Raw genomic sequence first — 10,186 nt, 5'->3', positions numbered from 1 at the left:
CACATCGAACGGGTGCGGCTGCCCCCAGTAACCGCCGAGCTCGTCGGCGTAGGCGGCGTGCTGATCCTGCGACGTGGGCAGCGACTCCGGGTCGGGGACATCGGGTATCGGCTGCTGGTATTCGGGTGCGTCGACCGCCGTGGTGAAGGAGGACAGCACTTCCAGCAAGATCTGGCCGTCTTGGCGGGCGGTGACCTGTCGCGTCGACAGCGTGCCGCCGTCGCGGGCCACCTCCACATGTAGGTCCACCGGGCGGCGGGCGTCCCCGGCCCGCACGTAATAGACGTGCATGCTGTGCGGGACCCGATCCGGCGCGGTGCGGCTGGCCGCGACCAGCGCCTGGCCGGCGATATGCCCGCCGACGATGTGGTGGATTCGGTTGTCCAACTGGGTGGCCACGAAATGTTCTTCGTCGACGCGGTCGACGTCGAGGGTGGCGATGATGTCGGCCAGCGCCGGTTGGCGGTGCGGAACGTCGTCGCTCACGCGTGCGCGCCCATCTCCATCAGATAGACCCCGGCGCCGATCAGCACCACGCCACCGGCCATCGCCGGTGTGAATGGATCGTTGAACAAGAACCGGGCCAGCACCGCGGTCAACGCCACCCCGACACCCGACCACACCCCGTAGGCCACCCCGACCGGAATGCCGCGCTTGAGCACCATCGCCAGCAACGCGAAGGACACCACATAGCCGATGGCCACCGGGATCACCCACTGCCAGCGGGCGAAGCCGTCGGAGGCGCGCATCGACAGCGTTCCGGCGACCTCGAAACCGATCGCCCCGAACAGCAGGATCCAGGCCATCACTCGCCGGTGAACTCGGGCTTGCGTTTGCCCATCATCGCGCCGATGCCCTCGACCAGGTCCTTGGACGCCAAGAACGCCGCGTTCCAGGTGGCGACGTAGCGCAGGCTGGCCGACACCGCATCGACGCGCTGCTGATCCAGCACGTCCTTGACGCCCGAGACGGTCAGCGGCGGGTTGGCCGCGATCTCGGCGGCGGTGGCGTGTGCGGCGGCCAGGCAGGCCTCGGCGTCGGGGAAGACGTCGTTGACCAGGCTGATCTTCTCGGCGCGGGCGGCGTCGATGTCGCGGCCGGTCAGCGCCAGCTCACGCAGGTGGCCGTCGGACAGGATCAGCGGCAGCCGGGCCAGGCTGCCCATGTCGGCGACGATGGCCAGCTTGACTTCGCGCACGCTGAACTTGGCGTCGGCCGAGGCGTAGCGGATGTCGACCGCCGCGATCAGGTCCACCCCGCCGCCGATGCACCAGCCGTGGATCGCCGCGATGGTCGGGGTGCGGCAGTCGGCGACGGCGTTAGTGGCCTTCTGCATCCGCAGTATCTCGGCGTGGAACTCCGCACGCGGGCGGGCCTGGGCGCCCTCGGCCAACACCGGCGCCATCGTGCCGCCCATCGCGGCCACGTCCAGCCCGTAGCTGAAATTCTTGCCTGAGCCGGTCAAAACGATCGCCCGCACGTCGCGGTCGGCGTCCAGCGCGGCGAACACCTCCGGGAGCTCCGCCCAGAACGCCGGGCCCATCGCGTTGCCCTTACCGGGCCCGATCAGCGTGACCTGGGCGACGTGGTCTTTGATCTCGACGGTGACGGATTCATAGGTCTCGGCCATACTCCAGACCGTAGCGTGGGGTCCTGGCCTCCGCGTGGGCGGTGCTGGGGCGGGCGCTGATCGCTTTCACCGGACGGTCATAACCTCGCAACCTGCTGGCCAATCCAGCGTCGTTCAAGGTGCCTAGCGTGGATGGCAAATGGACATTGCCGGATGGTTATGGGCATTGACGATCGTCGGCCTACTAGGGCTCCTGGCGTTCGACTTCTTTATGCATGTCCGCAAGGCGCACATTCCGACGCTGAAGGAATCCGCGCTCTGGTCCGCCGGCTACATCGGCGTCGCCGTGCTCTTCGGGGTCGGCGTGGTTGTCTTCGGTGGAGCTGACCTGGGCTCGGAGTACGTCGCCGGCTACGTCACCGAGAAGGCGCTCTCGGTCGACAACCTGTTCGTGTTCCTGATCATCATGGCCAGCTTCCGAGTGCCGCGCGCTGACCAGCAGAAGGTCCTGCTGTTCGGGATCGTCATGGCGTTGGCCGCGCGGACCGGCTTCATCTTGCTCGGCTCCGCGCTGATCAACCGTTTCTCCTGGGTTTTCTATTTCTTCGGCCTGCTCCTGCTGCTGGCGGCGGGCAGCATGCTCAGGTCGGGCAGCGCAGAGGTGTCGCACCGAGCCCCCGATGTCATCGTCGGGCTGGTGAAGAAGGTGGTGCACACCACCGAGCGTTATGACGGCGACCGGCTGTTCAGCCGCATTGACGGGCGCTGGGCGATCACCCCGATGGTGTTGGTGATGCTGGCGATCGCTGGTACCGACGTGCTCTTCGCGCTCGACTCGATCCCGGCGATCTTCGGCCTGACCCAGAACAGCTATCTCGTGTTCACCGCGACGGCCTTCTCCCTGCTGGGCCTGCGGCAGCTCTACTTCCTGATCGACGGCCTGCTCGACCGGCTGGTGTACCTGTCCTACGGACTGGCGGTGATCCTCGGGTTCATCGGCGTCAAGCTGATCATGCACGCGATGCACGAACAGGGCGCCGGCGGCATCGAGATCGGCACCGGACCGTCGCTGCTGGTGATCGTCGGCGTGCTCACGGCCACCGTCATCGCCTCGCTGCGCCACCGCCGGGAAGCACGGGACGCTACCCGGAGCGAGACCGAGCCCGAGCTTGTGTTGCGCCGCTGATCGCAGCGGCTACACCCGCTCGAGATAGAAGTAGAAGTACCGGCCGTTATCCAGGACTCCCGCCTTGCCGTTCATGATGCCCAGCACGGTGTGGTCATCGACCCGCTTGAAGTGGTCGTGGGTGGGCTGACCGTCGTAGACCATGGTCGCCACCACCTCGCCGCGGAACTCCTCGGCCCACAGGCTCGCCTCGCCCTTACCGAGCTTGACGTTGGAGAACTTGTTGCCGTCCTCGTCTAGGCACACCAGCGGCTGTACGTCGGTGATCGAGTTGAACGTCTTGCCGAACCAGCGGGCCTTCTCCAGCAGGCCATTCATCTTGTGGCCGGTGATGAATTCCCCGCCGCTCCACTCGCCGATCATCTGCTCGACGGTGGCCGGCGGCAGCGTCGCCCAGAACTCGTCGAGTTCGGCGTCGGGGATCGGTCCGGTGCGCTCCTTGAGCGCGTTGAACGTGGTGCGGGCCAGCTCGTCATTCACGGCGGTCATCGCTTCAGTCGGCTTTGTTCACGGCCCGCTTGAGGCCGAACAGCAGTCCGTGCGCCAACACCGCGGCAACCCCGGGCAGGCGGTTGTCGGCGCTGACGGTGTAGCTGATCTCCGTGCCGGAGCCCGTCGGCCGCAGGGCCACATTGCCGACGTAGTTGCGGAAGGGGATGCCCGAGACGCCCCGGTAGCTCAGCCGCTGATCCGGCTCGAACGCGATGATCTCCTCCACCAGCGGCGCCATGCCGGGCACTGCCTGGATGCGGCGCTGGGCGCCGACACCGTTGGGTTCGGGAGTTCCCGGCCGGATCACAGTGATCTTGAGTCCGGGGGCCCAGCCGGACATGCCCTCGTAGTCGGAGAGCACCGCCCACACCTGAGCCGCGGATGCGGCGACGGTGGCAGTCGCGGTCGCGTGCATGTCAGTTCCTCCTCAGCGGTACGTCTGTGCGAACCGTAACAGCGCGTCGTTCTCCTCCGGCGCGCCGATGGTCACCCGGACTCCGTCCTGGCCGTAGGGGCGGACGACAAGGCGGGCCGCCGCGGCAGCGGCGACGAAGTCGGCGGTGCGCTCGGCCAGCGGCAGCCACACAAAGTTGGACTGCGAACCAGGCAGCTCAAACCCGGCTTCCCGCAGTGCAGCGCTGACCCGGGCCCGCTCGGCGACCACCGCGTCGGTGCGGGCCATCAGCTCCTCGGCGGCGTCCAGTGAGGCGATCCCGGCGACCTGCGCCACGCTGGACACCGTGAACGGCACGTAGACCTTGCCCAGCGCGGTGATGATCTCTGGATCGCCGATCGCGTAACCCAGGCGCAGGCCGGCCAGCCCGTAGGCTTTCGAAAACGTGCGCAGCACAACCACATTCCGGTGGCGTCGGACCAGTCCCAGGCTGTCGGGGAGCAGGCCGTCGCGGATGTACTCCACATACGCCTCGTCGATGGCGATCAGGATGTGCGGTGGCACCGCGGCGACGAACCGCTCCAGTGCGTCGGGGTCGACGACAGTGGACGTCGGATTGTTCGGGTTGCAGACGAAGATCAGCCGGGTGTGCTCGGTGATGGCGGCCAGCATCGCGTCAAGGTCGTAGGTGTGCGCGCGCAGCGGCACCTGCACCGGCACGGCGCCGGCGGTGCGTACCTGCAGCGGATAGATCTCGAAGCTGCGCCAGCCGAACATCACCTCGTCGCCGGCGCCAGCACTGATCTGGATGAGCTGTTGGCACAGGCTCACCGATCCGCAACCGGCCGCCACGTGCTCCCGGCCGAATCCGACATGCTCGGCCAGCCGGGCGCGCAGCGCGGCGTAGCCGTTGTCCGGGTAGCGGTTGGTGCTGGCCAGGGCGGCTTCGACGGCTTTGGCCACACTGGGCAACGGGGGGAACACTGTCTCGTTGCTGGCGAGCTTGATCGATCCGGGGACCGTCTTACCCTCGACGTAGGCCGGCAGCGCGGCGATCTCGGGGCGCAGTCTGGCGGTCACGGACCACAGCATATGTGGGCCGCTGGCGGCATCGACCCCGGCGGTTCAGCGAGGCTCGACGGAGGAGAGGTGAAGCTGGGGCCGCCGCATCGACCCGGCGGTTCAGCGAGGCTCGACGGAGGAGAGGTGAAGCTGGGGCCGCCGCATCGACCCCGCGGTTTCAGAACTGGGGGAGTGATCCGGTACCCTCAACGAGTTCGGGAGGCGTGCCAGAGCGGCCGAATGGGACTCACTGCTAATGAGTTGTCCCCTTTACGGGGGACCGGAGGTTCAAATCCTCTCGCCTCCGCAACGGCCGGGCTTGCTCGACCGACAACTGAAGACAGGCGCCCGTAGCTCAACGGATAGAGCATCTGACTACGGATCAGAAGGTTGGGGGTTCGAATCCCTTCGGGCGCACTTTGTGATCTCTCGGGAGATCTCGGGCAGACCGAACGTTTTGATGTGACATCCCTGCGCGCCCAGACAACACCACAGACGCCCGCCACGCCCTGCCCGACCGGCTACAGGACATCGCTGCCCGGCATGCGGTCGGCGAAGGTGATCGCGAAGGCGTGCAGTGCTGGTTTTCCAGGCAGGGTCCGATGGCGTGGGCCGAACAGATCACCGTCCTTATCTCGGTGTCGTAGTCCAGGAACGGGATTAGTTCACTCCAGGCGTTGCGCCGCAATCGAATTGCAGCCGGGTGGCGTTTTGCCCATTCGGCGTCGAAGGCATCCAGCACCGCAGCGGCCGCGGTCGCATTGGCCGCGGTGTAGATCGGCTTGAGGCTCGGGCGGTCGCATCGCGGTGCAGCATTCCGGACCCCAAACTTCAATTAATTAGGTTAGCCTTACCATACAGTGTGTCGGACGCCTTCGTGTTTCGCCTCGCGCTTGACGAAGACGGCTGCGGATCGCCGCGGGAGGTTGAGGGTTGTGGCTGCGCGAATTGGGTTGGGTGACCTCGAACGTACGGTCATGGACTGCCTGTGGTCGGCACCAGGGGCGTTGACCGTCCGCGAAGTTCACGCTTCGGTGGCCGTGAAACGAAACCTGGCGTACACCACGATCATGACTGTGCTGCAACGGCTTGCGAAGAAGAATCTCGTGGTCCAACGGCGTGATAATCGTGCCCACCGCTATGTACCAACGCGGGGCCGTGCCGAGCTGGTCGCCGAGTTGATGTCTGATGCGCTCGATCAGGTTGCCGACTCCTGCGGGCGCGAGGCCGCGTTGATTCACTTTGTCGAACGCGTCGGTGCTGACGAAGCCACCGCGCTCAGGCGAGCATTGACTGAACTTGACGTCGGACACCACGCGTGACGAATCGGTGGCCCAGTTCCGTTGTGGCGCGGCGGATTCGTCGCCTGGGTCGGGGCACTGTGACTGGAATCTCCGAGACAGATCTTTGCGTCAACCCCGTCTTAATTTAGGCTAGCCTCACCTAATGAAGTGAGGTGCTGAGTGCGCGACATCCGTGTGGCTGTGATCGGGGCCGGCCCGGCCGGGATCTACGCCTCCGACATTCTGACGAGCGAATATCCCCAGGCCAGGGTTGACGTCTTCGATCGCCTGCCCGCCCCGTACGGGCTGGTCCGATACGGCGTGGCGCCCGATCATCCACGGATCAAGGAGATCATCAAGGCGCTGCGCCGAGTGCTGTCCCGTGACGAGATTCGGTTTATCGGCAACGTGCACTACGGCACGGATGTCAAGCTCTCGGATTTGCGCCGCTACTACGACGCGGTGATCTTCGCCACCGGTGCCAGGGCGGACCGGCCGCTGAACATTCCCGGCATCGACCTGCCCGGCAGCTATGGCGCCGCGGACTTCGTTTCCTGGTATGACGGCCATCCCGACGTACCGCGCAACTGGCCACTCGAAGCCCGAGACGTCGCTGTGCTGGGCGCGGGCAACGTGGCCCTCGATATCGCGCGGATGCTCGCTAAGCCTGCCGACGAACAACTGAGCACCGAGATCGCCGGCAATGTCTACCATGGACTTTCGTTGAACCAAGCCACCGATGTTCACGTGTTCGCTAGGCGTGGTCCTGCTCAGATCAAGTTCTCGCCCATGGAATTCCGCGAACTGTCCCACTCTCCCAGCATCGACGTCATTGTCCATCCAGAGGGTTTCGAGATCGATGAGTCCAGCCAGCGGGCGATCAACTCGACCAAATCCGTCAAACTCGTCGTCGACACGATGATGCGCTATATGGACAGGGAACCGGCCGGGGCCGCGCACCGTATCCACATCCACCTGTGTCAGTCACCGGTTGCGGTACTCGGCGCCGACCGTGTCGAAGGATTGCGAACCGAACGCACCGAGCTGATTGGAAACGGAAATGTCCGGGGTACGGGCGAATTCACTGATTGGCCGGTACAGGCGGTCTATCGTGCTGTCGGCTACCTGTCCTCGCACCTCGCCGATTTGCCGTTCGACCACCACAGCGGGGTGGTTCCGCATGATGCCGGCAGGGTGCTCGATATGGACGGCGCGTTGGTTGAGGGCAGCTATGTCACGGGTTGGATCAAGCGCGGGCCGGTCGGCCTCATCGGGCACACCAAATCCGACGCGGCTGAGACGGTTACCAGTCTGTTGGCCGATCTTCCGGGAATTCGGCCACCGGAAGTCGTTGATCCCGACGCCATTCTGGAGCATCTGTCCGGCAGCGGCGCCGACTACACCACCTGGGAAGAGTGGGAGCGCCTCGATGCCCACGAGATCGCGCTTGGCGCGCAGCAGGGCCGAGAGCGGATCAAAGTGGTATCCCGCGAGGATATGATCAGCGCCGGCCGTGGATAGTCGAGCAGATGCGGCTGGAATCTGCAGTGCTGGTAGTTGTGGTAGCCCACCGTCGAGGCGTCCATCAGACTGGAAGGCATCACCGCTGCGCAGAGGCGTTCGGCGAGAACCATGCCGCCTTGGCCTGCCAGGAGCGCGCCAGCCCGTAGGCGAAGATCATCACCGACAGGCAGGCGCAGACCCAGATCGCCGGGCCGGCGTCGCGGCCGATGTAGATCGAGGTGATTCCGACCAGGCATGCCGCCACAGCGAAAGTCATCGCCGCCAGGAACAGCGCGAGCGTGGTCCTGGCCCGGTGATCGTGCCGCAGCGTCAACATCAGTCGAGCGATGTAGCCGGTCAGGTACAGCAACACCGCGCTGCCGGTCACCTCGAAAGCGGTTACCCAATGATCACCGCGCAGAACGGCGAACAGGTCGGGCTCGAAGCCTCGGTTGGTGTTGAAGAACGCCATCAGCATCACTGCGACACACAGGCCCACCGGCACCAGGAGGTGCTTGCGCATGATCGGCCACACGTGCTCGGGATCGGTGAGGCGCACCAGCATGTGGTAGACGTTCCCGATCACCCCGGCGAGCAGACAGAGAAAACCGAGTACCTGTTGGGCATTCCACAGTCCCAGCAGGCTATGCAGGGTTGGGCCCAGTTCGATTGCCGCCCAAGGGGTCAGCAGCAGCAGCGCGCAACCTTCCATTGCGACGGCGAAGGTGGCGCCGGCCTCCCACCGGGACCGCCAGGTGTCGCGCCGCACCCATAGGCAATAGGTGACCATCACGACGGTGGCCACGATGAATGCAGGAGTCATTGCGCGCCGATTACCTTCTCGTCGCCGTTGGCGGTGAACCAGGCGCTCTTGGCTTGCCAGGATCGCGCGGACCCGTAGGCGAAAGCGCCGACCGCCAAGCAGATGCAGAGCCAGATCCCGCGGCTGGCGTCGTCACCGTCGACCCACGTCGAAGCGAGCACGATCAGGCATGCGGCGGTGGCGAACGCCATCGATACGAAGTAGAGGTCGATGGTGGATTTGGCGCGCGGATCGTGCCGCAGCGTCAACATCAGTCGGGCGACATAGCCGCTGAGGTAGATCAGCAGGGTGCAGCCGACCACTTGGTAAAGCGTCATCCAGGCATCGGTCCTGGGTGCGGCGAACATGTCGGATTGATAGTCCTGATCGGAGCGCAGGTAAGCCGGCACCATCACGGCGATGCTCAGCCAGATCGGGATCATGAGCTGGCGGCGCATGATGAACCGCACTTGAACGGGGTCGGCGAGCCGCACCAGCATGTGATGGATGTTCGCCGTGACGGCCACGATCAGGCACAGGTGACCGATCAGCTGTTGAACGTTCCACACCCCGAGCCCGTTGTGCAGCACCGGGCCGAGCTTGGCTCCGGCCCACGGCGACATCAGTAGCAGCGCACAGGCTTCCAGTACCAACGCGAAGGTGGCGGCGTTCTCCCAACGGCTCCACCAGGTGTCGCGGCGAACCCAGAGGCTATAGGCGATGACCGCCAGCGTGGTGACAATGATTCCGGACGTCATCGTGGGCCCTCACGGCAGGGCTTGCGGGGGATTGGGCTGCGCAGCCGGACGTTCGCTGTTGGTGAACCACGCAGCTTTGGCCTGCCAGGAACGGGCCGAACCAAAGGCGAAGATCGCCACGGAAATACACGCGCACAGCCAAATCAGCGGGCTGACATCGGCTTTGGACCAGGCGTTGCTCAACAGCGCCATGATGGCCGCCACCGCGAATGCCGCGGAGGCCGTGTAGAGCCCGACGGTCTCCACGGCCCGTGGATCGGATCGCAGCATCGACAGCACCCGCGTCGCGTAGCCGGACAGATAAATCAACAGCAGGGACAACAACACCCAATATGCGCGAGCCCAGGCGCCGCCGCCCCCGAGCGATGAGAAACCATCCGGTCGATAGCCTGCGTCGGCGACGATGAACAGCGCGACCATCGCCAACGTGCCCGCCCATACGGGCAAACGCACGTGCCGGCGGAACAGCGGGCGGAATTGGTCGAAGGCGGCCAATCGTGCCAGCACGTGGTAGATGTTGGCCGCGATGGCGACGACGAAGCAGATGTGGCCCGCCAGCTGCTGAATGTTCCAGATCCGCGTGACACGCTGCAGGTCCGGCCCCAGGGTTTCGGCTGCCCACGGCGACATCAGTACGAGCGCGACGGTCTCCAGCGCGATCGCCAGGGTGATACCGATCTCCCATCGCGACCACCACGTATCGCGGCGCACCCACAGGGTGTACAGCGCCACCACGACCGTGGCACCAATTAACGCCGTCGTCATGCGTCGACGGTACTTCCTTGGGGTCCTCTTAGACGGGGGGTTTGTCCAGATCCGCCTTCAGATCACCGAGGCGTAGCGGGCGCGATGAGGATTCCAGGTATTCGGCGACGGCGTCATGCTCGATCAATCCGAACCGTACCTGCAGGTCGACGGGGTTGAGACCGAAGTACCTGGCAACTCGGATCAGGTTGTCCGCGCTTATCAGCCGACCCTCATGGGCCGCCTTGTAGTAGGCGGATTTGCGATAGCCGAATGCCTCGTAGACCTCGGTCGCTCCCAGCGGCCTGCCCACGAGGTAAGGCAACACGACGGTTGGGTCTTTGTGACGATCGTCCACAGCAATACACCTTAGCTCGTCTTCGTGGACCGCA

13 protein-coding genes, 2 tRNA genes and 1 pseudogene are annotated in these 10,186 nt (G+C 65.2%); 5 read left to right on the top strand and 11 right to left on the bottom strand.

Annotated features, from left to right (window positions below):
* The 3 genes from BN4346_RS44810 to BN4346_RS44800 all read right to left on the bottom strand — a co-directional run.
* On the bottom strand, positions 1-486 hold a 486-nt coding region (locus BN4346_RS44810), incomplete at its 3' end, for an acyl-CoA thioesterase (RefSeq protein ID WP_208863312.1).
* Entirely contained in the window at positions 483-806 is a 324-nt protein-coding gene (locus BN4346_RS44805) for a DMT family transporter (RefSeq protein WP_067976740.1), read from the bottom strand. The genes BN4346_RS44810 and BN4346_RS44805, both read right to left, overlap by 4 nt.
* Positions 806-1,630 carry a crotonase/enoyl-CoA hydratase family protein gene (locus BN4346_RS44800; protein ID WP_067976734.1) on the bottom strand — a complete coding sequence of 275 codons (825 nt, stop codon included), beginning with the start codon at positions 1,628-1,630 and terminating at the stop codon, positions 806-808. Before BN4346_RS44800 ends, BN4346_RS44805 begins: the two co-directional genes overlap by 1 nt.
* Before the next feature lie 139 nt (positions 1,631-1,769).
* Between BN4346_RS44800 and BN4346_RS44795 the strand changes: the two genes are divergently transcribed.
* Positions 1,770-2,756, top strand: a complete 987-nt coding sequence (locus BN4346_RS44795) for a TerC/Alx family metal homeostasis membrane protein (protein ID WP_067976733.1) — start codon at positions 1,770-1,772, stop codon at positions 2,754-2,756.
* A gap of 9 nt (positions 2,757-2,765) precedes the next feature.
* Here BN4346_RS44795 and BN4346_RS44790 read toward each other — a convergent pair whose 3' ends face one another.
* Genes BN4346_RS44790 through BN4346_RS44780 form a run of 3 tightly spaced genes read right to left on the bottom strand, consistent with a single transcriptional unit; the run spans position 2,766 to position 4,722 of the window.
* The gene (locus BN4346_RS44790) at positions 2,766-3,245 is read right to left on the bottom strand and encodes a DUF4334 domain-containing protein (protein WP_067976732.1); all 480 of its coding nucleotides are present in this window, start codon (positions 3,243-3,245) and stop codon (positions 2,766-2,768) included.
* 4 nt (positions 3,246-3,249) lie between these two features.
* On the bottom strand, positions 3,250-3,663 hold the full coding sequence (locus tag BN4346_RS44785) for an SRPBCC family protein (RefSeq protein WP_067976731.1): 414 nt from the start codon (positions 3,661-3,663) through the stop codon (positions 3,250-3,252).
* A gap of 12 nt (positions 3,664-3,675) precedes the next feature.
* The gene (locus tag BN4346_RS44780) at positions 3,676-4,722 is read right to left on the bottom strand and encodes a pyridoxal phosphate-dependent aminotransferase (protein ID WP_067976739.1); all 1,047 of its coding nucleotides are present in this window, start codon (positions 4,720-4,722) and stop codon (positions 3,676-3,678) included.
* 200 nt (positions 4,723-4,922) lie between these two features.
* On the opposite strand from BN4346_RS44780, the gene BN4346_RS44770 reads away from it, so the two are divergent.
* Positions 4,923-5,011 (top strand) — tRNA-Ser (locus BN4346_RS44770).
* Between the two features lie 37 nt (positions 5,012-5,048).
* Positions 5,049-5,121: transfer RNA gene (locus BN4346_RS44765), tRNA-Arg, on the top strand.
* A gap of 104 nt (positions 5,122-5,225) precedes the next feature.
* Here BN4346_RS44765 and BN4346_RS44760 read toward each other — a convergent pair.
* A pseudogene (locus BN4346_RS44760) lies at positions 5,226-5,494 on the bottom strand (transposase); the annotation flags it as partial.
* A gap of 145 nt (positions 5,495-5,639) precedes the next feature.
* Here BN4346_RS44760 and BN4346_RS44755 point away from each other — a divergent pair.
* Together BN4346_RS44755 and BN4346_RS44750 are read left to right on the top strand one after the other, a co-directional pair.
* Positions 5,640-6,026, top strand: coding sequence for a BlaI/MecI/CopY family transcriptional regulator (locus BN4346_RS44755; RefSeq protein ID WP_078058849.1), 387 nt, complete (start codon positions 5,640-5,642; stop codon positions 6,024-6,026).
* A 141-nt stretch (positions 6,027-6,167) separates the two neighbouring features.
* Positions 6,168-7,508, top strand: a complete 1,341-nt coding sequence (locus BN4346_RS44750) for an FAD-dependent oxidoreductase (protein ID WP_067976730.1) — start codon at positions 6,168-6,170, stop codon at positions 7,506-7,508.
* Between the two features lie 79 nt (positions 7,509-7,587).
* Here the strand turns inward: BN4346_RS44750 and BN4346_RS44745 are convergent, their stop codons facing one another.
* From BN4346_RS44745 to BN4346_RS44730, 4 genes are read right to left on the bottom strand one after another with little or no spacing between them, the layout of a single operon-like run.
* Positions 7,588-8,313, bottom strand: coding sequence for a hypothetical protein (locus BN4346_RS44745; RefSeq protein ID WP_067976729.1), 726 nt, complete (start codon positions 8,311-8,313; stop codon positions 7,588-7,590).
* Positions 8,310-9,050 (bottom strand): hypothetical protein, encoded by a 741-nt coding sequence (locus BN4346_RS44740; RefSeq protein ID WP_067976728.1) that lies wholly within the window; start codon positions 9,048-9,050, stop codon positions 8,310-8,312. Before BN4346_RS44740 ends, BN4346_RS44745 begins: the two co-directional genes overlap by 4 nt.
* A 9-nt stretch (positions 9,051-9,059) precedes the next feature.
* A complete protein-coding gene (locus tag BN4346_RS44735; RefSeq protein ID WP_067976727.1) occupies positions 9,060-9,815 on the bottom strand; it encodes a hypothetical protein in 756 nt (251 codons plus the stop codon).
* Between the two features lie 28 nt (positions 9,816-9,843).
* The gene (locus tag BN4346_RS44730; RefSeq protein ID WP_019737957.1) at positions 9,844-10,152 is read right to left on the bottom strand and encodes a hypothetical protein; all 309 of its coding nucleotides are present in this window, start codon (positions 10,150-10,152) and stop codon (positions 9,844-9,846) included.
* Between the last annotated feature and the right edge of the window lie 34 nt (positions 10,153-10,186).

Source organism: Mycolicibacter icosiumassiliensis, assembly GCF_900078685.2.
Lineage (GTDB): Bacteria > Actinomycetota > Actinomycetes > Mycobacteriales > Mycobacteriaceae > Mycobacterium > Mycobacterium icosiumassiliensis.
Note: the sequence above shows the minus strand (reverse complement) of the source record. Positions and strands in the feature narration are given on the sequence as shown.